This window comes from Brachybacterium halotolerans (assembly GCF_016623465.1).
In the GTDB taxonomy this organism is placed as follows: domain Bacteria; phylum Actinomycetota; class Actinomycetes; order Actinomycetales; family Dermabacteraceae; genus Brachybacterium; species Brachybacterium halotolerans.
Window position 1 is genome coordinate 1 of the sequence record NZ_JAEDAJ010000009.1, and the last position, 22,934, is coordinate 22,934.

General features: G+C 71.1%; 18 protein-coding genes. 3 read left to right on the plus strand and 15 right to left on the minus strand.

The genetic code is table 11. From position 1 onward, the window contains the following. Window positions 1–449: 449 nt before the first annotated feature. Entirely contained in the window at window positions 450–1,820 is a 1,371-nt protein-coding gene (locus I8D64_RS13365; protein WP_200503293.1) for a bifunctional glycosyltransferase family 2/GtrA family protein, read from the minus strand. Then, a complete protein-coding gene (locus I8D64_RS13370) occupies window positions 1,817–4,141 on the minus strand; it encodes a glycosyltransferase family 39 protein (protein WP_200503294.1) in 2,325 nt (774 codons plus the stop codon). Before I8D64_RS13370 ends, I8D64_RS13365 begins: the two co-directional genes overlap by 4 nt. A 138-nt stretch (window positions 4,142–4,279) precedes the next feature. Here I8D64_RS13370 and I8D64_RS13375 point away from each other — a divergent pair, with 138 nt between their 5' ends. Next, complete coding sequence (locus tag I8D64_RS13375; RefSeq protein ID WP_200503295.1) at window positions 4,280–4,525, plus strand: hypothetical protein; 246 nt, start codon at window positions 4,280–4,282, stop codon at window positions 4,523–4,525. A 66-nt stretch (window positions 4,526–4,591) separates the two neighbouring features. After that, window positions 4,592–5,527, plus strand: coding sequence for an alpha/beta fold hydrolase (locus tag I8D64_RS13380; protein ID WP_200503296.1), 936 nt, complete (start codon window positions 4,592–4,594; stop codon window positions 5,525–5,527). Between the two features lie 125 nt (window positions 5,528–5,652). Here the strand turns inward: I8D64_RS13380 and putP are convergent, their stop codons facing one another. The 13 genes from putP to I8D64_RS13445 form a co-directional block, all read right to left on the minus strand. Further along, window positions 5,653–7,221 carry a sodium/proline symporter PutP gene (gene putP / locus I8D64_RS13385; protein WP_200503394.1) on the minus strand — a complete coding sequence of 523 codons (1,569 nt, stop codon included), beginning with the start codon at window positions 7,219–7,221 and terminating at the stop codon, window positions 5,653–5,655. 167 nt (window positions 7,222–7,388) lie between these two features. Then, window positions 7,389–7,871 carry an NUDIX domain-containing protein gene (locus I8D64_RS13390; RefSeq protein ID WP_200503297.1) on the minus strand — a complete coding sequence of 161 codons (483 nt, stop codon included), beginning with the start codon at window positions 7,869–7,871 and terminating at the stop codon, window positions 7,389–7,391. A gap of 10 nt (window positions 7,872–7,881) precedes the next feature. Continuing rightward, window positions 7,882–9,273 (minus strand): MFS transporter, encoded by a 1,392-nt coding sequence (locus tag I8D64_RS13395; protein WP_200503298.1) that lies wholly within the window; start codon window positions 9,271–9,273, stop codon window positions 7,882–7,884. A 285-nt stretch (window positions 9,274–9,558) separates the two neighbouring features. Continuing rightward, the gene (locus I8D64_RS13400) at window positions 9,559–10,029 is read right to left on the minus strand and encodes a ribose-5-phosphate isomerase (RefSeq protein WP_200503299.1); all 471 of its coding nucleotides are present in this window, start codon (window positions 10,027–10,029) and stop codon (window positions 9,559–9,561) included. A gap of 132 nt (window positions 10,030–10,161) precedes the next feature. Further along, window positions 10,162–11,877 carry a dihydroxyacetone kinase family protein gene (locus I8D64_RS13405; RefSeq protein WP_200503300.1) on the minus strand — a complete coding sequence of 572 codons (1,716 nt, stop codon included), beginning with the start codon at window positions 11,875–11,877 and terminating at the stop codon, window positions 10,162–10,164. A gap of 67 nt (window positions 11,878–11,944) precedes the next feature. Further along, window positions 11,945–12,727: a glucose 1-dehydrogenase gene (locus I8D64_RS13410; protein WP_200503301.1), complete on the minus strand. Its 783-nt coding sequence runs from the start codon at window positions 12,725–12,727 to the stop codon at window positions 11,945–11,947. Between the two features lie 52 nt (window positions 12,728–12,779). Further along, complete coding sequence (locus tag I8D64_RS13415) at window positions 12,780–14,126, minus strand: RbtT/DalT/CsbX family MFS transporter (protein ID WP_200503302.1); 1,347 nt, start codon at window positions 14,124–14,126, stop codon at window positions 12,780–12,782. A gap of 172 nt (window positions 14,127–14,298) precedes the next feature. Next, window positions 14,299–15,294 (minus strand): D-ribose ABC transporter substrate-binding protein, encoded by a 996-nt coding sequence (locus I8D64_RS13420; protein ID WP_200503303.1) that lies wholly within the window; start codon window positions 15,292–15,294, stop codon window positions 14,299–14,301. A 65-nt stretch (window positions 15,295–15,359) separates the two neighbouring features. Then, window positions 15,360–16,547: an ABC transporter permease gene (locus I8D64_RS13425; protein WP_200503304.1), complete on the minus strand. Its 1,188-nt coding sequence runs from the start codon at window positions 16,545–16,547 to the stop codon at window positions 15,360–15,362. 48 nt (window positions 16,548–16,595) lie between these two features. Next, a complete protein-coding gene (locus I8D64_RS13430) occupies window positions 16,596–18,161 on the minus strand; it encodes a sugar ABC transporter ATP-binding protein (RefSeq protein WP_200503305.1) in 1,566 nt (521 codons plus the stop codon). Continuing rightward, window positions 18,161–18,826 carry a DUF2291 domain-containing protein gene (locus I8D64_RS13435; RefSeq protein WP_200503306.1) on the minus strand — a complete coding sequence of 222 codons (666 nt, stop codon included), beginning with the start codon at window positions 18,824–18,826 and terminating at the stop codon, window positions 18,161–18,163. Before I8D64_RS13435 ends, I8D64_RS13430 begins: the two co-directional genes overlap by 1 nt. A gap of 218 nt (window positions 18,827–19,044) precedes the next feature. Beyond that, complete coding sequence (locus I8D64_RS13440) at window positions 19,045–20,133, minus strand: zinc-binding dehydrogenase (RefSeq protein WP_214651264.1); 1,089 nt, start codon at window positions 20,131–20,133, stop codon at window positions 19,045–19,047. Between the two features lie 120 nt (window positions 20,134–20,253). Next, a complete protein-coding gene (locus I8D64_RS13445) occupies window positions 20,254–21,192 on the minus strand; it encodes a sugar-binding domain-containing protein (protein ID WP_200503308.1) in 939 nt (312 codons plus the stop codon). Window positions 21,193–21,355: 163 nt separating this feature from the next. On the opposite strand from I8D64_RS13445, the gene I8D64_RS13450 reads away from it, so the two are divergent. Next, complete coding sequence (locus tag I8D64_RS13450; protein ID WP_200503309.1) at window positions 21,356–22,849, plus strand: FGGY-family carbohydrate kinase; 1,494 nt, start codon at window positions 21,356–21,358, stop codon at window positions 22,847–22,849. Window positions 22,850–22,934: the final 85 nt, after the last annotated feature.

The window sequence follows — 22,934 nt, forward strand, 5'->3', positions numbered from 1 at the left end:
CTATAATCCCGACAAAACAAACGACTAGCACATTCATATAAATCTGCTACATCATCCGTCATGCCAAAACAAAAAATTTGGCATCAACAAACAGACACGCTATTGAGATCTCAAACAACACGCGCACTCAAAGATCCGCACCCATCCGGGCCTTCTCTCCGAGGCAACCCCTAAAGCTTAGGAGCAATCGGTTCTCCATGTCAACTCGGCACCCTGTGATCTGGGCTACCACCGAAACTGACTATTAGATTAACCGTGGCACCCCAACCCATCCGAGAAACCAGAAACACTGTTTCCGATCCCCCGAACCTGTCGGCTGGGCACGAGGTAATAACTTACGCACCCCGAGCCCCCACGTCAACTCTACAGCCCCAGGTCAGAGCGTGTTCTGCACCACGTGACGCAGGGCGCTCGGGCTCGTTCGTGCGTGACGAGCACCCAGGGAACCGTCACACGCTCGGCGCGGGCCCCGTCCGTCGGCCGCTCGCGGCGTCGTGCGCCTCCGTGGTCCCGTCCCTGCGCCACCGGCGCATGACGCCGAACTTCGTGACCGTCGCGATGACCATCGAGCCGCCCAGGATCACCGTCTGCACGGCGGTGGGGGCCTGGGGCCATGCGCCGTCGAGCAGCAGCAGCGCGCCGGCGCTGAGCGCCCAGGTGAGAGCGAGCAGGGCGAGCCCCTGGAGCTGGTGCCACAGGGCACCCTCGCGCTCACGGATCCCGAAGGTCCAGGAACGGTTGGCGCTCGTGTTCACGATGGTCGCGACCAGCAGCGCGAGGATATTCGCCGCCTGAGCCCCCATGCCGAGCAGTCCGTGCAGGGCGGCGAAGCCCGCGAGATGCAGCAGCGTGCTCGCGACTCCCACCGCGGCGAAGCGGATGACCTGCCCACCGGTCTGGCCCGAGGGCATGGTCCGCCCCAGACGCGCGCGGATGCCGTCGATGCCGAGCTCTCCCGAGCGCAGCGAGCGTCGGACCCGCAGCACGCCCCGGATGTCGTCGAGGGCCGTCCCCACCACGTCCACCCGGGAGTCCGGGTCGTCGTACCAGTCGACGGGCACCTCGTGGATCCGCAGCCCGGTGCGCTCGGCGAGCACCAGGAGCTCGGTGTCGAAGAACCAGGCGGGGTCCTCGACGAGCGGCAGGATCTCCCGGGCGACGTCGGCCCGGATCGCCTTGAACCCGCACTGGGCGTCGGTGAAGCCTGCTCCCAGCGCGACCGAGAGCCCGGCGTTGTAGCAGCGGGAGATGAACTCGCGCTTGGTCCCCCGCACCACCCTCGACGAACGGTGCAGGCGCGTACCGATCGCGAGATCGGAGTGCCCGGACATCAGCGGTGCGACGAGTGGCCAGAGCGCGTCGAGGTCCGTGGAGAGGTCGACGTCCATGTAGGCGAGCACGAGCGCGTCCGACGCGGACCAGGTTGCTTTGAGCGCTCGCCCGCGGCCCTTCTTGTCCAGGTGCACGGCGCGCACGCGGTCGGGCATGCGCTCCTCGAGGTCGGCGGCGATCTCCCGGGTGCCGTCGGTGCTGCCGTTGTCGGCGACCGTGATCCGGAACGGGTACGGGAAGGTCGAGCGCAGGTGGCGGTCCAGGCGCTCCACGCACGCCTCGATCGTGTGCCGCTCGTTGAGGACCGGCACCACCACGTCCAGCACCGTGGTACCGGGCTCCGCACTCACCAGAGGTCGGGCCTGAGGCAGGTCCTCGGGTGTGTGCGCCGAGGGATCGTGGCTCCCGGAGCGGGTGCCGGGGGCGCTGTCGGCGCGCCCGGCCCCGGCGGAGAGGCCGCCCGTGCTTCGTGCGAGGTCCAGGGTCATGACGCCTCCTGGGTGCTGGTGGAGCTGGAGACGGGCTGGGTGAGGTCGTAGAACGTGGAGTCGCCGATGGTGACCTCCTTGAAGTTCTCGCTCGCCCACTCGACGATCTCGCTCGCGGAGTCGGAGCCGCCGTTCTGCTGGCCGAAGCCGCTGCTGGCGAGCAGGTAGTGGATCTGGCCGTCCTCGACGTAATGCTGGAACTGCTCGAGGGTGGGGCTCGGGTCGGATCCGTTGAACCCGCCGATGGCCATCACGGGCTCCTCGGTCGCCAGCTGCATGCCCGCGGCGCTCTGGCTGCCGACGGCCGCGGCGACCCAGGTGTACTGATCGGCGTCGGCGGTGAGGGCGTCGACGACGTCCTGGTCGGGCTCGGTGGCATCGAGCAGGCCGCTCATGCCGCCGCCCCCGCCTCCGCCGGGCCCGCCGCCCATGGCGCCTTCGGCTCCGCCGGCCGACGGCATCTGGCCCTGCTGGGTCTGTCCCTGCTGGGACTGGCCCTGCTGGAACTGCTGCCCCTGGCTCGACTGCCCCTGCTGGGACTGGGAGGACTGGCCGGGAGGTGTGCCCATCCCGCCCTGCCCCTGACCGTTCTGGCTCTGGCCCGTCGTGCCCTGGCCGGTCTGGCCCTGGCCGGTCTGCCCGGTCTGGCCCCGGCCGCCGGGGAAGCCCTGGCCTCCGCCGGGCCCGCCCTGGCCACCGCCCTGACCGCCGCCCTGGCCTCCCGGGCCTCCGCCCATGCCGCCGGGGCCGCCGCCCATGCCGCTGGAGACCGTCGGCCCCGCGGTGATGATCGAACCGGTCTTGGCCGTGGTCACGGTGCTCACCGCGTAGGCGGCCTGCCCGGCGCCGGCGCTCAGGATCGCGCTGGCCAGCAGGGCCGCGAGCAGCGCCCTGCCCATCCGGTGGGCGAAGAGCACGCCGACGGCGGCGAGGATGCCGGTGGCGAGGACGAGGATCGCGAGCCACTGCCCGTACTCCGTCTGTCGCTGCAGGAGCGCGAATCCCCAGATGCCTGTGGCGAGCGCGGCGAGCGCGAGGCCGATCCTGGCGAGCCAGGTGCCGCGGCGCTGCCACAGCTCCCCCGCTCCGGCGCCGACCATCGCGGCGATCGCCGGCGACAGGGCCACCGTGTAGTACTGGTGGAAGATCCCGGCCATGAAGGAGAACGTCAGGAAGGTGGCGAGGAACCAACCGCCCCACACCATGTGGGAGGCGCGGCGCATGTCGGTGCGCGGGGCGCGTCGCCCCATCCACAGCGCGAGCACCACGAGGATCAGCGCGGCGGGGATCAGCCAGGAGATCTGACCGCCCAGGTCCGAGGAGAAGAGCCTCGCGAGGCCGGTCTCCCCGGAGGAGGGTCCGCCGCCGCCCACGGATCCGGTCTCCTCGCCGTTGATGCGGCCCAGGCCGTTGTACCCGAAGGTCAGCTCGAGGAACGAGTTGTTCTGGGAGCCGCCGATGAAGGGCCGCCAGCTCTCGGGCACGAGCTCGACGATCGCGACCCACCAGCCGCCGGCGACGACGAGCGCCCCGACCGCGGCGAGCAGACCCAGCACGCGTCGGCGCCAGGTCGCGGCGGCGAACAGCATGAAGGCGAGCCCGAAGAAGGGCACGACCAGGAACGCCTGCAGCGTCTTGGTGAGGAAGCCTAAGCCGATGAACACGCCCACCAGGGCCATCCAGCGGATCGAGCCCTTCTCGATCGCGCGCAGGGTCGCCCACGCGCCGAGCGCCATGAGCATCACCAGCAGCGCGTCGGGATTGTTGAAGCGGAACATGAGCACCGCGACCGGGGTGATCGCCATCGCCGCACCGGCCACGAGGCCCGCGCCCACGCCGAAGTACCTCTTCACCGTGCGGTCCACGAGGAGCACGGTGCCGATGCCCATGAGCACCTGCGGCAGCAGGATCGCGATCGTGTTCAGCCCGAACATGCGCACGGACAGCGCCATCAGCCACAGCGAGGCCGGCGGCTTGTCCACGGTGATCGAGTTCGCCGCGTCGGAGGAGCCGTAGAAGAACGCCTTCCAGGACTCCGATCCCGCCTGCACGGCCGCCGAGTAGAACGAGTTCGCGTACCCGTTGGCGCTGAGGTTCCAGAAGTACAGGACCCCGGTCGCCACGAGCAGACCGAGCAGCGCGAGGCTCGCCCGCGGGGACTCGTCCAGGAGCCTCCTGCGCACGGCCTCGAGCCGGTGCGGGGGCTTCCCGGTCGCCGCGCCCGGGCTCGATGCCGCGGGCGCGGCGCCCGTCGGCCGAGCGTCTGGTGAGGACCCGGGGCTCGAACCGTCCCCGGTCCGCTTCTCATCGGTGGTGGTCATGGCGGGAAGACTTCCGGCCGGGCCTATGGATCTGCTGTGCCCCGGGCATGGTGCGCGTATGTGCCGAGCGCCTCACCTCACCGCCCGGCGACAGCACGGTCACAGCGGATCCATAGCCCCGCGGGCGAGCGTCGTGGCATGGACATGATCGACACCTCGATGACCGCCTCCGTCCACATCGTGCAGGAGGCCGCGCAGACGACGACAGAGCAGGCCCTCGCCGACCCGTCCCCCGAGCCCACGACCTCTCCCGCGCGAACTCCCGTGGCCTGGGCGGGTGCGAAGCCCGCCATCGGCGCGGCGCTCGCGGTCTCCCATGAGCAGCGCTCCGAGGAGCCCCGTGCGGATCGCGCGTACCGGCACCGGCGCACCCTCGAACCCTGAGTCCCGGAGCTCGTCGCCCCCGGCGGGCTACGCTCGCCTGAGCCGCACCCCGCCGAAGGAGACGAGATGGCCCTGCACGAGTTCACGTTCCCCTCCCGCAACGGACGCGACGAGATCCATGCCTGGATCCACGTCCCCGTCGTCCCCGCGCGCGCCGTCGTGCAGATCGAGCACGGGCTCGGCGAGCACTCGCGGCGCTATCAGCGGCTCATCGCGCGTCTCCTGGATGCGGGGATCGTGGTCGCGGCCGACGACCATGCCGGTCACGGGGCCACGGCCGTCGCCTCTGGCGTCTGGGCGGACACCGGCGAGGACGGCCTGAAGACCGTGATCGCCGACGAGGAGACCCTCCGCGAGAAGGTCACCTCGATGTTCCCCGAGCTGCCGTACGTCGTCTTCGGCCACAGCTGGGGCTCGATGATCGCCCGCGCGCAGGCCTCGCGGCACCCGCAGGGCCTGGCCGGATTGGCGCTCGGCGGGATCGCCGCCGGGATGCGCTCGATGCGGACGTTCGACCGCCACGCCCTGGACCGGGCGATCGGCGCGGGCGACGGCGCGAGCAGCGGCGAGTCCTTCCTGCCGAGCCTCTTCGACGGCTTCCTGGACCGCTACGACGACGTGCGCGGGCCGACCGACTGGGTCGCGCGCGACCGCGACGTGGTGCGCGACCACGGCTCCGACCCGCTCAACGGCTTCGGGACGCCCATGTCCCTGCGCTTCGTCCGGGACTTCGTGGGGCTCTACGACGAGGCGAACGCGCCCGAGTGGGCCGCGCGCATCCCCGGCGGCCTGCCCGTGCTGATCCTCTCGGGAGACCAGGATCCCGTGGGCGGCTTCGGCGAGGGCGCGTACGGCGTGGCCACCGCGCTGGTCGAGTCGGGGACACGCGATGTCACCACCCGCGTGTACACGGGCTTCCGCCACGAGGTGCACAACGAGCCCGAGATCCGCGACGAGGTCGCGGACGAGATCGTCGCCTTCGTAGAGCGCGTCGCGGGCTGACGACGCTCCGCAGCCTGAGGGAGCGCACGAGGGCGCCGCATCCGTGCAGGATGCGGCGCCCTCGTGCAATGGGCCGTCGGACCGGAGACCGGTCTGGACCGGACCGGGCCGGGCCGGGCCGGGCGTCAGACGGTCGGCGCGGACTCCGGGGCCTCGTCGGCCGGCTTCTGCGCGATCGTGCCCGACTTGAGGGAGGCGACCATCTCGTCGAACTGCTCGCGGGCTCTGGCCGGCGGCGCAGGCGTCACGAGCGAGACGACGACCGCGACCAGCAGGTTGAGCACGAAGCCGGGGATGATCTCGTAGAGGTGCTCCCCGCCGAACAGATTCCAGGCGACGTCGGGCGCCTCGGCGCCGAGGCCGCCGCCCCACCAGAACGCCACGACCGCACCGACGATCATGCCGGCGAGGGCGCCGGGCATCGTCAGGCGTCGCCAGAACAGGCACAGCAGCACGAGGGGCCCGAAGGCGGCGCCGAAGCCGGCCCAGGCGAAGGACACGAGATCCAGGATCGAGCTCGAGGGGTCCAGAGCGAGCAGCGCGGCGATCAGCGAGATCACGAGGACGCCGGCGCGTCCGCCCCAGAGCTTGGCCGCGGGGCCGATCGAGCGGTTGAACGCGCCCACGATGTCCTCGATGAGCGCGGAGCTCGTGACCACGAGCTGGCTCGACATCGTCGACATGATCGCGGCGAGCACCGCGGCCAGCAGGATGCCCGCGAGCAGCGGGTGGAACATGATCTGCGCGAGGTCGAGGAAGACCGACTCGCCGTTCGTCTTGTCGGTGAGCAGGGCGTCGCCGTTCTGCTGGAAGTACGCGAGCCCGGCGAGGGCGGTGAAGATCGCGCCGAGCACGCAGATGATCATCCAGCCCACGCCGAAGGTCGCGCCGTACTTCGCGTCGCGCGAGGAGCGCAGCGCCATGAAGCGCACGATGATGTGGGGCTGGCCGAAGTAGCCCAGGCCCCAGGCGAGCGAGGAGATCACGCCGATGGCGGTCGCACCGCTCGTCATGGAGGCGAAGTCGGCGTTGACCTGGCGCACGGAGTCGAACATCTCGACGGGGCCGCCCACGGAGAACATCGCGACCGTGGGGACCACGATGAGCGAGATGAGCATGATGACGCCCTGGACGACGTCCGTGTAGGTCGCGCCGAGGAAGCCGCCGAACAGCGTGTACAGCACGGTGACGCCGGCGACCAGGAGCATCCCGATGAGGTACGGGCCGCCGAAGAAGGACTGGAAGAACACACCGCCGGAGACCATGCCTGAGGAGACGTAGAAGGTGAAGAACACCAGGATCACGAGCCCGGCCACGATGCGCAGGGCGCGCGTGCGATCGAACAGACGGTTTCCGAAGAAGCTCGGGACCGTGAGGGAGTCGTCGGCGATCTGCGTGTACTGGCGCAGACGCGGCGCGACGAGGATCCAGTTGAGGGCCGCACCGACGGTGAGGCCGACGGCGAGCCACGCCTCGACCAGACCGCTCATGTAGAGCGCGCCCGGCAGCCCCATGAGCAGCCATCCGGACATGTCGGAGGCGCCCGCGGACAGGGCCGCGGTGAAGGGGTGCAGCTGGCGACCGCCGAGGATGTACTCGTCGCCGCCCTTGGTCTTGCGGAAGGCGTAGAAGCCGATGCCGAGCATCGCGAGGAAGTAGATCGCGAGCGCGATCAGTTTGAACGTGAGGTCCATTGCCGTGCCGTTCTGGTCGGGGACAGGGACAGGGATGCCCTGCACGGTAGCGGCATAAGGAGGCGCGCGTCACCGCGACTCCCCTGTTCTCCCCCGTTCCGGACGGCCCGGGCACCTGTGAGACGTCTCGCGATCACGCCCGGCTCCTCCTGGTCACAGCGGTGTGATCACGGAGCGAGCAGATCGACCTCGCTGTCTCCGTGCAGCACGGCGAGTCCCCGCCGTGCGCGTGACGCGCCCCACGGACCGAGCAGGTCCAGCTCATCCGCGTCCGCGAGCATCCAGTCGTCGAGCTCCGCGGCCTGCGGGACCACGTCGAACTCGAGCCGCGCGGCCGGGACGACGCCCGCGTCGAACAGGAAGTGCGCGCCCATCGGCGCTCCGACACGTGCGCGCGAGGGCATCCAGTGCACGGCGAGCAGGCGGCCGATCGGCAGGTCCAGGCCGAGCTCCTCGCGCACCTCGCGATGGGCGCATGCGCGGGCGTCCTCCCCCGGGTCGACGCCCCCGCCGGGCAGCAGCCAGTGGTCGCGGTAGTTCGGCTTCTCGATGAGCACGCGGTCGTGCTCGTCGCGCAGGATCACCGCGCCCGACGTGATGACCTTCGGGAGCGAGTCGAAGTAGACGGCATCGGGGAGCAGCTCGTTCATGGCGCCATCCTCACAGACCCGAGCGGCCCGCGGACGCACCTGCCCGTCGTGCGCCGAGCGCCCCCACGAGCGTCGCGAGGCTGAGGGCGATGAGCACGAGCGCGGGGTGCCACCAGGCCTGGCCGGTGACGCCGCCCAGCGCGGCGGTGAGCAGGGGGACGAAGCCGCTGAGGGTCGCGGCGATAGCGTAGGCGAAGGACAGCGCCGAGTACCGGAAGCGCCCTTCGAACAGGTCGTTCATGAGTCCGCCGAGCGCCGCCCACGACATGGTGGGCAGGATCCCGCCGATCACCATCATCGCGACGAGCACGCCGAAGGTCGCCGAGGGCAGCAGCGCGTACATCGGCAGGGCGATGAGAGCGGTGCCGAGAGCTCCGATGCCCACCACGCGGGCCGAGCCGATGCGCGTGGCGAGCAGGCCGAACAGCGGGATCGTCACCAGCTGCAGGAGCGAGCCGATGGTGGTGGCGGTGAGCAGCTGCAGGAAGGGATAGCCCAGCTGCTTCGCGCCGTAGTTCATGGTGTACGTGTTCATGAGGGAGTACGAGCCGATGCCCAGCAGCGCGGCCAGCACCGCGGTCCCCAGGGCGAGCGGCCGCGAGCGCAGCATGTCGAGCACGGGGATCCGGTCGCGCGAGCCGTCGGACCTCAGCCGGGTGAAGACGGGCGTCTCGTCGACGCGCATCCGCAGGTACAGCGAGACCAGCAGCAGCGGGAACGCGAGCAGGAACGGCACCCGCCAGGCCCAGGCGGCGATCGCGGACTCGGGCACGGCGGCGATCAGCACGAGGTAGACGGCGGCCGAGAGGATCGAGCCGACGGGTGAGCCCAGCTGCGGGATCGCCGCGTACAGCGCGCGGCGCAGGGGCTTCGCGTGCTCGGCCGCCAGCAGCACCGAGCCGCCCCACTCCCCGCCCAGAGAGAGGCCCTGGGCGAGGCGCAGCACCACGAGGCCGATCGCGCCCAGCCAGCCCGCCTGCGCATAGGAGGGCAGCAGGCCGATGAGCCCGGTGGCGACGCCCATGATCCCGACGGTCCACAGCAGCGTCGCGCGGCGGCCGAGCCGGTCGCCCATGTGCCCGAACACGATCGCGCCGAGCGGCCGGATCACGAAGCTCACGGCGATCGTGCTGAAGGAGGCGAGGGTCGCCCCGGCCGGGCCGAGCGGCTCGAAGAACAGCGGGCCGACGAAGAACGCCGAGAAGTACGCGAACAGGTAGAAGTCGAACTGCTCGAGGGAGGTGCCGACGAGCGAGGCCCAGGTGACCCGGCGCGCCTCGCGGGGGCCGGCGGGTCCGCTCGAGGGGGCGCCGGCGGCGGACTGGGGCGCGGCGTCGGTCGTGGCGTCGGCCGTGGGGACGGCCGTGGGGACGCCGACGGGCCGGGTGGGTTCTGCGGGCATGGTGCTCCGTTCACGGGTCCCGTGCCGGGATCGAGCACAGGTCAGGTCACCCTAAGCTCGCGGGGCGCGCGGGCGGACGCCCGGGCGATGTGGGCCACAGGTCCCGGGCCGGCGGCTCCTCATCCCTGCGCAACCACGCACCCACGCACCCGAACCATCGCTCCCCCACCCCCTCGCCCGGGACGACGACGGCCAGGTTCTCTGACAGGAATCGGACGATCCTGTCGGGGAACCTGGCCATCGATCAGGCGCCGGGGCGCTGGGCGGCCGCGCGGGACGCCGGGGTCAGTTCTCCTCGAGGGACCCGTCGTAGGCGCAGATCGCGTCGACCTTCGCGGCAGAGGACGAGCTCGGGTCGAACTCCAGATCCAGCCACACGTCCACCAGTGCCTTCGCGGACTCCAGGCCGATCACGCGCTCGCCCATGCAGAGGACCTGCGCGTTGTTCGACAGGATCGAGCGCTGCACCGAGTAGAGGTCGTGCGCGGTCACCGCGCGGATGCCCTTGACCTTGTTCGCCGCGATCGCGACGCCCAGGCCGGTCCCGCAGATCAGCAGCGCGCGGTCGGCCTCGCCGGCCGCGACCTTCTCCGCCGCGTCGACCGCGACGTTGGGGTAGTAGGTGCCGTCCTCACGGCCGGTGACGCCGACGTCGGTCACGGACGCGACCCGCTCGTCGGCCTCGAGGACCTTCTTGAACTCTTCCTTGTATCCGAATCCGGCGTTGTCTCCGCCGACGACGATCCTCAGTGCCATGTTCTGCTCCTGTTCCTGCTCGTGATGCGAGGTATGTGGTTCGGGACGATTATCCGTGCAGCGCGGGGCGATGGTCCCGTGAGGTCCGACGGGCCGTCGGCCCGCCCGTCCGACGGCCCGGACCCGCCGAGCTCAGGCGAGCTGCTCGCCGAGGCGGGCGACGATCCGTGAGAACGAGACCGCGCCCGGGTCGGGCGTGCCCACGGACTTGTCGCCGAGCACGCGGGCGCGGCCCAGGTGGGCGGCGATGTCGCTGGTGCCCTCGGCGGCCTCGGCGGCCGCCTCTGCCGCGGTGGAGATCGCGGCGCCTGCGGCTGCGAGATCCGACGGGGTGCCCGCGGACTCGAGGGACTCCCGGAAGGGCACCATCGCGTCGACCATGGTCTTGTCGCCGACCTTCGCGCCGCCGAGCCGCTCGACAGCCTCGATGGCCTGCACGATCCCGGCCACGAGCTGCTCGGGGGTGACCGCGGTGTCGTCCGCGAGCGCGCTGCCGAGGCTCGTGAGCGCGGCACCCCAGAGGGCGCCGGAGGTGCCGCCGGCCTCGGCCGACCAGGCGGAGCCGCCCTGGACGAGGACGGTGCGGGCGCCCGCGCCTCCGTCGGACGCCTTCTCCGCGGCGGCACGGGCGGCGCGCACGCCGAGCACCATGCCCTGTCCGTGGTCGCCGTCGCCGGCGACGGCGTCCATCTTCCCGAGCTCGGGCTCCCACTCCTCGAGCTTCTCCTGCAGGTCAGCGAGGATCTCGACGATCCGCGCCGCACTGCCGCGGGAATCCTCGGACGCCTCGGGGATGGGGTCCTCGCCCGGGGTGTAGATCTCGCCGCGCTCCTCGCCGGCCGGACCCTCGACGACCACGCCGCGGCGGAAGGCGGGGGTGTCGGCCGGGGCGAGCCAGAGCTCCTCGAGCTCCTCGTCCAGGCGCATGACCGTCAGGGACAGCCCTGCCATGTCGAGGCTGGTCACGTGCTCGCCCACCTCGGGGCGCACGATCGTCAGCCCCGCCTCGCCGAGCATCCGCGCCACGTGCGCGTAGACGACGAACAGCTCCTCGTACTTCACGGTGCCCAGGCCGTTGAGGACCACGGCGGCCCGCGTCGAGTCGAGCTCGGGGGTCTCGGCGAGGACGCCGTCGACCAGGCGCCGGGCGAGGTCCTCGGCGCTGGGCATGTCGACCTCGTCGATGCCGGGCTCGCCGTGGATGCCCAGGCCGATGGCCATCTTGCCCTCGGGCACGTGGAACAGCGCCTCGTCGGCCCCGGGGATCGTGCATCCGTCGAAGGCGACGCCGAGCGAGCGCGTGGCGTCGTTCGCCTTCCAGGCGAGGCGCTCGGCCTCGGCGATGTCCGCGCCGGCCTGGATCGCGGCGCCCGCGACCTTGAAGACGACGAGGTCGCCGGCGATGCCGCGGCGGTCGCGGTGGTTCTCCTCGGAGTTCGAGGCGATGTCGTCGCTCACCTTGACGATGCGCACATCCACGCCCTCGGCGCGCAGCTTCTCCGCGGCGACACCGAAGTGCAGGACGTCGCCCGCGTAGTTGCCGAAGCCGAGGATCACGCCGCCGCCGTTCTCGGCGTTGCGCGCGACCGAGTACACCTGGTCGGAGGACGGCGAGGAGAAGATGTTGCCGCACGGGGCGCCGTGGGCGAAGCCCGGGCCGACCCAGCCCGCGAAGGCCGGGTAGTGGCCCGAGCCGCCGCCGACGACGAGCGCGACCTGCCCCTCGGGCGTCGCATCCCGGCGCACCACGCCGCCGTGGACCTGCGTGAGCTCCTCGGGATGGGCGGCGACGAGTCCCTCGACCGCGGCGGCCGGGAACTTCTTCGGATCATCGAACAGGTAGGTCATGGGGTGGTCTGCTCTCTGCGAGGGAGGAACGGATCAGGAGGTGTGCTCGGGGCCGACGGTCGCTGCCTCAGGCGGCGGTGTAGCCGCCGTCGACGCTGAGGATCGAGCCCGTGACGAAGGTGGATGCCTGCGAGGCGAGGAAGACCGCGGCGCCCGCGAGCTCATGGGGCTCGCCCGGCCGCTTCATCGGCGTCATGAGGTTCCACTGGTCGATCTGCGGACCGCCCTCCTCGTAGAACCCGCGGGTCAGCTCCGTGCGCATGTAGCCCGGAGCGATCGCGTTCACACGCAGCCCGCGCTCGGCCCACTCGCAGGCCGCGGATCGGGTGAGGTTGTGGACCGCCGCCTTCGAGGCGTTGTAGGAGGCCTGCTTCTGCGGGATGTTCGCGATGATGCCGCTCATGGAGCCGGTGTTGATGATGCTGCCACTCCCCCGCTCGAGCATGTGGCGGGCCACGGACTGCATGACGTGGAAGACGGCGTCGAGGTTCAGCCCCATGACGGCCCGCCAGTTATCCTCGGTGACCTCCTCGAGGGGCTGGTGGATCGTGCGCCCCGCGTTGTTGAGCAGGGTGTCGATCTGCCCGAGGTCGGCGACGACCCGGTCCACGAGCGCGTCGACCTCGGCGGGGTCCATGACGTTGCAGTGGTAGTAGCGGACGGTGCGGCCGGTGGCTTCCGACAGCTCTGCGGCGGCCTGCTCACCGGTCGAGTCGTCGATGTCGGCGAGCGCGATGTCGCTGCCATGATCGGCGAGGCCCTTCGCCATGGCGAGGCCCAGGCCCTTCGCGCCTCCGGTGACGAGGGCGACGGTGCCGCTGAGATCGAAGAGGTCTGTGCCGGTGGACATCGGGGGTTCCTTCCGTGGGGTGCCGGGGTGCGTGCGAGTCCGTGGGCGGAGGTCAGTCCTCCACGACCGGCCCGTGCAGGCGCGGCTGGTGGACCTTGAGGAAGAAGGTCATGGTGAAGGCGCAGGCGTAGAGCAGCACGAACGCCCAGACCACGCCGACGTTGCCTCCCCAGGGGCGCACGATCGCCACGACAGCGCTGCCCAGGAACGTCGCGCCGCCCGCGGCGGTCGTGTACATGGCCATCGCGGCGCCCTTCTCCTTCGGGGCGATGGCGGGCATGATCGCGCCGAGCGGGACGAAGCCGGCGAGCAGGATGCCGAAGACGGTGCCCGCGGCGACGGAGACCACGAAGCCCCAGTCGGACCCGGCCGGGACCATGTGCGGCACGTACCACCACAGCAGCAGGCCGATGGCCGAGCCCAGGATGCCGAACCAGCGCACCGTCTTCACCCAGCCGACCTTGTCGCCGAGGGCTCCGAAGGCCGCGTTGAAGAGGATGTTGCCGGCGTAGACGATCGTGGTCATCACGAGCCACTGCGACTGGCTCCAGCCCAGGCCGCCCTGGTCGGCCGTCCCGTAGATGACGTTGGGCAGGATGATGAACATGCCGAACTCGGGCGCGGTGTTGATCAGGCGCGTCAGGAATCCCATGGCGATGCGGCCGTTGGTGAAGGTCAGGCGCAGTCCGGAGAGGATCACTCCGGCCCCCGACTCCCCCGCGGGCGCCAGGCGGCGCGAGCCGTGCTCCTCGTGGACGCCGAAGCGGGCGATGAGGAAGCCGATGAGCACGATCACCGTCGAGGCGAGCATCGTCCACTTCTCGCCGCCGTAGCCGTCGCCGAAGGCGGGGATCAGGAACACGGCGACGAGCGAGCCCAGGGTGGGCAGGCCACCGGTGAACATGACGTAGAACCAGCCGACTGCGGCACCGTTGCGCTCCTTGTCCACGACGTGGTTGATCCACACCAGGAAGGCGAAGGCGAACAGCGGGAACCCGAACCCGCGCAGGAAGTAGCTGGCGCCGACGAGGAACGTCGATTCGAGCTGGAGGGAGCCGAGGAAGGCGAGCTCGAAGACCACCCAGACGCCGAAACCGATCGCCATCACGCGGCGCGGGCCGATGAGGTCGGACAGGGCACCGGCGAGGTAGGAGCCGACGAGAACGGCGAGACTGTACATCGCGATGATGGTCGCGGCGAGGTTGGTCTTGTCGTCGCCGCCGCCGAAGGTGTTCGCGATGTGCGGGGAGACGAAGTTGGACTCGACGCCGTTGCCGGTCATGAAGATGAGCACGCCGAGGAAGCCCCAGCGCAGCGGGTGCGGGATCCCGAGCCGATCGAGGAAGGGCACGCGCTCGCCGGCGGTCACGGGGGGAGCTGCCGGTTCGGCTGCGCTCATGGGGACACTCCTTCGTGTGGGTCACAGGCTCGGCGGCGCGCGCGAGGCGCTGCCGCCGTGACAGACACTAGGGACCCATCCGAACATACGTCAAGCACAAATGTTCGGGTCGCGCAGGGCTGAGCGGTCCGGGCGCCTGCGCGTGCGCCCGGACCGCTGGAGAGCCGCCTCCTCAGCCGCTGTAGGTGAAGGCCTCGGTCATCTTGTCGACATTGTCCTCCGTGATGAGGATGCAGTCGAAGGCCTGCTTCTCCTGCTCGGGCTCGGTGCCGTCGGCGACGAGCGCATGGGCCATCTCGACCGCCTTCGCGGCGAACTGGGCGACGGGCTGCAGCACCGTGTAGGCGAGCTCCCCGGCCTTGATCGAATCCACCGCGTCGGGGGAGCCGTCGAAGCCGCCCACGACGATCCCGTCGAAGGCGTTCGCCTCCTTGAGCGCGGCGATCGCCCCGAGCGCCATCTCGTCGTTGCCCGAGATGATGCCGTCGATGTCCGGGTGCGCCTGCAGCAGGGACTGCGCCTTGTCGTGGCCCTTGGTGCGATCCCAGTCGGCGACCTCCTGGCCCACCTTCTTGAGGTCCGGGTACTGGCTGATCGTGGTCTCGTAGCCGTTGGACCGGGTCTGGGCGTTGTTGTCCGAGGGCAGCCCGAACAGCTCGACGTACTTCCCCTTCTCCTTCATCCGCTTCACCCACTCCTGCGCGCCGATCGCGGCGCCCTGGGCGTTGTTGGAGACCAGCTGGGACTTCGCGACGCCGGCCTCGTTGACCTCGGCGTTCACGAGGAAGACGGGGATGCCGGCCTGGTTCGCCTTCTTGATCGTGCCGATCGAGCCGTCGGCGTTGGCCGGATCCAGGATCAGCGCCACGGACTTGTTCGAGATCGCCGTGTCCACGAGCGTGTTCTCGGTGTTGGTGTCGCCCTTGTGGGCGCCGACGGTGGTCGTGTAGCCGAGCTCCTTCGCCTTCGCCGCCGCGACGTCGCCCTCGGTCTTCCAGTAGGGGTTCGAGGGGTCGTTGACGATGATCGTGATGAGCCCGCCGGCCTTGCCGCTGCCGCCGCTTCCGCCGTCCGAGCCGGAGGCGTCGTCCGAGCCGCTCGAGCAGGCGGCGAGTCCGGCCGTCGCGGCGCCGATGCCGAGAGCGGTCAGGAAGATCCTGCGTTCCATGGTGGGTGTCCTTTCCAGGGGCGCGCGTCCGACGCGGACATCGCGAGAGGGGATCCGGTCGCGGGTCACGACCGGTTGTCAGGGGTGTCGGGGGAATCGGGAGCAGCAGGGGAATCCGGGGAGGCGGGGGCCGACGGCGATGCGTGCGCGGACGGCTCCGCCCCGTCGGCCTTCACCGCCCCGTCGGCCTTCGTCGTCCCCGGTGCCGCGCCGAAGCGCCGACCGGTCCGTCCCGGGCGCCCGTACTGCAGGGAGTTCAGCAGCACGGCGATCACGATGACGGCGCCCACGAAGACCGTCTGCCAGTAGGCGGAGACGCCGATGATGACGAGGCCGTCGGAGAGGAAGCCGATCACGAAGGCGCCCAGCAGGGTGCCGCGCACGGTGCCGCGGCCGCCGGAGAGGGCCGCGCCGCCGATGACGACGCCCGCGATCGCGGTGAGCTCGTAGGTGTTGCCGGCCGTGGGGCTCGCGCTCGTCAGGGTCGAGGCGAGGATGAGGCCCGCGACCGCCGAGCACAGACCCGAGACCACGTACACCCACACGGTCACCGTGCGCACGGGGACGCCGGAGAGCTGGGCGGCGCGCTCGTTGCCGCCGGTCGCGTACAGCCAGCGGCCGAAGGTGGTGCGCCCCAGCACGAGGGCGATGACGGCGGCGACCACGACCATGATGAGCACGCCCACGGGGATGCCCAGCAGGCGGTTGAAGCCGAGCCATTCGAAGCCCGTGTTGCCCAGCGCCTCGTCGCCCGAAAGGTCGTTGACGGTGCGTCCGTTGGTCATCAGCAGCGCGGCGCCGCGCACGACGTAGAGCATGCCCAGGGTCGCGACGAACGGGGCGACCTTGAACTTCGCGACGAGCACCCCGTTGACCAGGCCGATGAGCGCGCCGAGGGCGACGGAGACCAGCACCGCGACGGGCACGCTCGGGTAGAGGGTGACGCCCAGGAAGTGCAGGGGCACGCCCTTGAGCAGGAAGCCCGCGATGACGGCGGTGCAGCCGAGCGTCGACCCCACGGAGAGGTCGATGCCTCCGGTGAGGACCACGAGCAGCATGCCCAGGCTCAGCAGTGCGTAGATCGCGACGTGCGAGGCCATGATCAGCACGTTGTCGACGGTCAGGTAGTTCGGGGACAGCAGCGAGAACACCACGATGATGAGGGCGAGCGCGAGGAACGCGCGTCCCTCGACGAGCAGCTTCGAGATGTCGAGGCTCCGTCGGGGTGCTGCCGTGGCGGTGGTGGAGGTCATGGGAGTCATCCGTTCGCGGAGATGAGGCGGGAGGCGGGCGGGAGCGGGTCAGAGGGCGACGGCCTCGCCGGAGGCGGCCATGACGTCGGACTTGTCGGCGGTGCCGGGCTCGAACTCGGCGGAGATGCGACCGCGCCGGAGCACGACGATGCGGTGGGCGATGCTGAAGCACTCCTCGACCTCGGAGGTCGTGAAGAGCACGGCGAGGCCCTCGCGGGCCTTCTCGGCGAGCAGGGCGAACACCTCGGCCTTCGCACCGATGTCGATGCCACGGCTGGGCTCGTCCAGCAGCAGCACCTCGGGGTCGGTGGCGAGGATCTTCCCGATCACGACCTTCTGCTGGTTGCCGCCCGAGAGCGCGCCGATGGCCACGCGCGGACTCGAGGTCTTCACGGTGACCTCGCGGACCATGCGCTCGGCGAGCGCGCCCTCCTTCGACCGGGAGAGCAGGCCTCGGCGCAGGAACTGGCGGATGCTCGCGAGGGTGAGGTTCTGGCCCACGTCCATGGTCTGCACGAGGCCCTCGCGCTGACGGTCCTCGGGCACCAGACCGATGCCGCGGCCGATCCGCTCCCCGATCGTCTCCTGGCCCAGGGCGTGCCCCTCGTGGAGGATGCGGCCGCCCGCGACCTCGCCGCTGCCGGCGACGGCCTCGAGCACCTCGGTGCGTCCGGCGCCCATGAGCCCGTACAGGCACACGATCTCGCCGCGGCGCACGTCGAGCGAGAGGCCGTCGACGACGGCCCGCTCGGGGTTCTCGGGGTCGCGCACGGTGAGGTTCTCGATGCGCAGCACCGGTTCGCCCAGCTCGTAGCCCGTGGGCGGGGAACCGAGGTCGAAGTGCTCGCCCACCATGTGCCGCACGATCCACGGCAGGTCGATGTCCGCGCGATCGCCCGCGGCGGTCATCGAGCCGTCCCGCAGCACCACGGCGCGGTCGGTGACCTGCAGCGCCTCCTCGAGGTGGTGGGAGATGTAGACGATCGAGACCCCGCGCGAGGTCAGCGACTCGATGATCTCGAAGAGGATCTCGACCTCGCGGGCGGCGAGCGCCGAGGTGGGCTCGTCCATGATGAGGATGCGGGCGTCGATCGAGAGGGCGCGCGCGATCTCGACGATCTGCTGCTGCCCCACCCGCAGGTCGCCGACCAGCGTGGACGGATCCACGTCCAACCGCATCTCCTGCAGCAGCGCGGCGGTCTGCCGGCGCTCCTCGGCGAAGTCCACGCCGCGGGGCCCGGAGATCTCCCGGCCCAGGAAGATGTTGTCGCGGATCGAGAGGTTCGGGGCGAGGCTCAGCTCCTGGTGGATGATCGCGATGCCGTGCTCGCGGGCCTCGGTGGTGTCCGCGAAGGTCACGGGATCCCCGTCGAGCAGGATCTGCCCCGAGGTGGGCTGCTCGACCCCGGAGAGGATCTTCATGAGCGTGGACTTGCCGGCGCCGTTCTCCCCGAACAGGGTGGTGACGCTCCCCCGCCGCACGGTGAAGTCGACGCCCTTGAGCGCGCGGGTGCCGCCGTAGGTCTTCACGACCTCGCGGGCCTCGAGGACCACGTCCCCGCGTCCCTCGCGCTCGTCGGCCGAGCCGGCCGCGTCGGCCGCGTCGGCGCTCATCACGAGACCTCCAGGTCCGAGGGCGTGACGAGCCAGCCCTGGGGGTTGATCGCGGTGAAGGCGCCGGTGACGGTGACGGTCTTCCCGTCGAGGTCGCCCGCGGGATCGAGGACCTGCTTCTTCATCTCCTCGTTGAGCGCCGCGCCCGCGTCCTGGTACTCGATCTGGTTGGTGAACTGCCCGAAGCCCAGCGTCCCGGTGGCGTCGCGCAGATCGGTGCCGTTGATCGCGGGGCCCACCTGCATGCGCACCGAGACGTCCTTCGGCATGCCGTCGACGGCGACCTCGCAGATGCCGGACTCGCAGTCGTGGACCTTGCCGGTGAAGGTCGTCGCGTACACCGTGTTGCCGGCGGACTCGACGCCCTCCTTCTTCGCGGCCTCGGGGTCCTTCTCGATGGACGCGGCGAGGTCGGGTGCGGCGACGGCCTTCTCGGCGATGCCCTTCTGGATGGTCGGGAAGGTCTTGGGCCCGTAGGTGGCCTTGTCGAAGGCGGCGGGGCCGGAGGCGACCTCCTGGCCGTCGGGCACGACCTTGGTGCCGGCGACGACGAGGATCACCGCGAGCACGGCGATGATCACGCCGATCCAGCGGCCGAGGTGCCTCTTCTTCGGGAGGGTCGCGCGGCGTGCGGCAGGGCGCGCGGCGGGGGCGGTGCTCGTCATGGAGCAGCCTTCCTGTGCGGGCGTCCGGGGTCGGCGATGACCCGGGGCGCAGGAGGAGAAAGGAGGAGCGAGCGGGATGCTCGGGCGCGGCTCGGCGGTGAGCCGCGGAGGTGCCGGCGCAGGGGCCGACGATCGGGACGGGGCGGGGGCCGGCGCGGCCGGACGCGATCAGCGATGATCGCGTCCGGCGCCGCCGTCCGGGAGGGGACGGGTCCGGCTCAGCGACCGGGGAGGATGGAGACCTTCACCGAGGCGCCGGCGGAGTCGCCGACCTTGTCGAGGGCCTCCTGGAACTCGGCGAGCGGGTACTGGTGGGTGCAGATGTCGTCGAGCGGGAGCTCACCGGACTCGATCATCTTGATCGCGGCGGGCCAGCAGTGCGGGCCGAGGTGCGCGCCGAGGACGTCGAGCTCCTTGTCGTCGGAGATGATCGACCAGTCGACCGAGACGTTGTCCTTGAACACCGAGTACTCGACGTAGCGGCCGAGCTTGCGCAGCAGGGTGAGGCCCTGGCTGACGGCGCTCGGGTGGCCGGTGCACTCGATGTAGACATCGGCGCCGTAGCCGCCGGTGAGGTTGCGGATCTCCTCGTAGACGTCGACCTTCGAGGGGTTCAGCGTGAGGTCGGCGCCGCACTTCTTGGCGAGCTCGAGCTTGTGGTCGTCGAAGTCGAGGGCGATGACCATCTTGGGGTTCTTGTGCACGGCGCCGATGATCGCGCCGAGGCCGATCGGGCCGCTGCCGGCCACGACGACCACGTCGTCGAAGGTCAGCTGCGCGCGCTCGACCGCGTGCAGGGAGCACGAGAGGGGCTCGGAGAACGCGGCGTGGTGCGGCGGGACGGACTTGTCGACCTTGTGGGCGCGCGCGAGCGGCGGCACGATCATGTACTCGGCCATCGCGCCGTCGTAGTGCTTGAAGCCGAACATGTCGTGCGGGCCGCACATCCAGTACCAGCCGCGCTGGCAGTACATGCACTCGCCGCAGGGCACGATCTGCTCGCAGGCGATGCGGTCGCCGACCTGCACGCCGTGCAGGGCGAGTGCCTCGTCGGAGCCGGCGACGACCTCGCCGACGAACTCGTGGCCCGGGGTGATGCCGGGCTGGACCCAGCGCTCGCGGTTCTCGTCGCCCCAGAACTTAGTGGCGCCGTGGTAGCACTTGAGGTCGCTCGCGCACACGCCCACGGCCTCGACCTTCATGAGCAGCTCGTCGGGTCCGGGCTCGGGGACGTCGAGGTCCTCCAGGCGGTAGTCCTCCGGCGCGTGCATGACGACGCCCTTCATGGTCTTCGGGAACTCGCTCATCACCGATCTTCTCCTTCGAAACGCCCGGTCAGCGTGATGTCGTGGCTCACACTAGGAGGCGCGAGCACAAACGTCAAACACATTTGTTCGCGACGTGTGTGCGGAGTCGGCCGCCCCCGGTCAGAGCGCCGCGGCCAGCACGGCCTCGGCGGTCGCGGCGTCGGTGACGAGGGTGGAGACGAGCCCCGCGCGGCTCGCCGCGAGGATCGACGGAGCCTTCTCCGCGCCCGCGGCGACGGTCACCAGGTGCGGGATCCGGCGCAGCTGCTCGAGGCTCGGGCGCACCAGGCGATCAGCCCCGGGGAACCCGACCTCGCGGCCGGCGGAGTCCAGGAAGTGCAGGCAGATGTCGCCCTCGGCGCGCGCGAGCGACGAGTCGCCGCGCGGCACCACCGAGGTCAGGCTCGAGCGCGAGCGGTAGGGCGCGCCGACGCCGGTGACCGCGACCCGCGCCCGGTCCCAGAGGTCGGTGATCTCGCGGTAGCTCGGATCGGCCTGCAGCGAGTCCCACAGGCTCGCGCTGGGCAGGGCCGGGGCGAACATGAACCGCGGCGTCGCACCGGTGCGGTCGGCGAACCGGCGCACGAGCTCGTTGGTCTGGAACCACGGGTCGCTCTCCTGCTGGCCGCCGACGGTCGGAGCGACGACCACGCCCGAGAGGTCCGGCAGGCCGGGAGAGTCGCAGACGGCGTGGACGGTCTTCCCCGAGGAGAGCAGCAGCGCCTCGCCGGAGCCGAGATCGAGGGCGCGCAGCTCCTCGCCGAGCAGCTCGCCGAGCCCCTTGAAGTCCCGTTCGTGCTGGTCGCCCGGGGCCACGCGCACCTCGCGCACGCCGAGCACATCCCGCACCTGGCCCGCGAGTGAGCGCACGTCGACCGCCGAGGGGTCGAGCACCTCGAACCGGACCATGCCGATGCGCCGCGCCTCGGTGAGCAGCTTGCTGACCGTGGGACGGGAGATGCCGAGCCGCTCGGCCACCTCGGCCTGACGCAGGTCGTCGAGGTAGTAGGCCGTCGCTGCGCGGTGCAGGAGGGGGAGATCCATGTCGGTCTCGAGCACCGTGACTCCTTCCGCACGCCGCAGTTCTCCGAGATTGTAGGGGCATGGCCCCCGTGGCAGGATGGAGCGTCGTGACGCGCGGGTCAACAGCGGGTGACGCGCAGGTGAACACGACCCGCACGCCGCCTGCCCCGCCGCCAGAGCGAAGAAGCCGGAGGAACGCATGCCCCAGCCCCATCCCGAGGTCGTCCTCGGCTTCGACGTGGGCACCTCGGCGAGCAAGGGCGTGCTGGTCACGGCCGACGGCGAGGTCGTGCGGCGCGCGGTGCGCGAGCACGCGGTCTCCCGCCCCCATCCCGGCCACGTGGAGATGGACGCCGAGGTCTGGTGGCGCGAGCTGGTCTCCATCATCGACGAGCTGCTCGCCCCGGGGGACGTCGAGGTCGCCGCGATCGGCGTCTCGGGCATGGGGCCCTCGGTGGTCCCGGCCGACGCGGTCGGCGAGGCCGTGCGGCTCGCGATCCTCTACGGCGTCGACTCGCGCGCGTCGGCCCAGATCCAGGAGCTCGAGGACGCGCTCGGCGCCGACGAGATCTTCGAGCGCTGCTCCCTCGCGCTGAGCTCGCAGGCCGCGGGCCCGAAGATCATGTGGGCGCTCGAGGAGCACGCGGACTCGGCGCGCCGCACGCGGCGCTTCTTCATGCCCTCCTCCTTCCTCGTCCACCGCCTGACCGGCGAGTACGTGCTGGACCATCCGAGCGCGAGCCAGACCGCCCCCTTCTACGACCCCCGCACCCGCTCCTGGGACGAGGAGCTGGGCGAGCGCTTCCTGCCGGGCGTCGAGATGCCTGCGCTGCGCATGCCCGCCGAGCAGGCGGGAGCCGTCACCGAGGAGGCCTCGCACCGGCTCACGGGCATCCGCACGGGCACCCCGGTCGTCACCGGGACGATCGACGCCTGGGCCGAGGCGGTGAGCGTGGGCGCAGACTCCCCGGGCGACCTCATGGTCATGTACGGCACCACCATGTTCCTCATCGCGACCACGAGCGAGCCCTGCCGCAGCCGCACCCTGTGGGCCTCGGCCGGACTCACGCGGGAGGACACGCACGCGCTCACCGGGGGCACCTCGACCTCGGGGGCGATCACCTCGTGGGTGCGGGACCTCACCGGCGACGCCGACCACGCGACCCTCATCGCGGAGGCCGAGCGCAGCGGCCCCGGCGCTCGCGGGCTGCTCATGCTCCCCTACTTCGCGGGCGAGCGCTCGCCGATCATGGACCCCGGCGCGCGCGGCGTGATCGCGGGCCTCACCCTCTCCCACACCCGCGGCGACCTCTACCGGGCCGCTCTCGAGGCCGCGGCCTTCAGCGTCCGCCACCACCTCGAGGAGATGGCCGCGGCGGGCGTGCGCCCCCGGCGCGTGGTCGCCGTGGGCGGCGGCACGCAGGGCGGGCTGTGGCCGCAGATCGTCTCCGACGTCACCGGCGTCGCGCAGGAGATCCCGCGGCACACGGTCGGTGCGGCCTACGGGGTCGCCCGGATGGCGGCGCGCCTGAGCGGGCTCTCCGCCGCCGAGGGCTGGAACCCGTGCGACCACGTGGTGCGCCCGGACCCCGCGGCCGACGGCGCCTACGACGGCCTCTACGCCTCCTTCCGCGCGCTCTACCCGGCGACGCAGGGCATCGTCCACGACCTCGCGCGGCGCGCGGCGGACTGACCTGCGTCGATCACTCCGGGCCCCGGCGGGTTCCGGAGAATACTTCCGCGCGGACGACGCGGAGTGGAAGACTCCTCTGCACCCG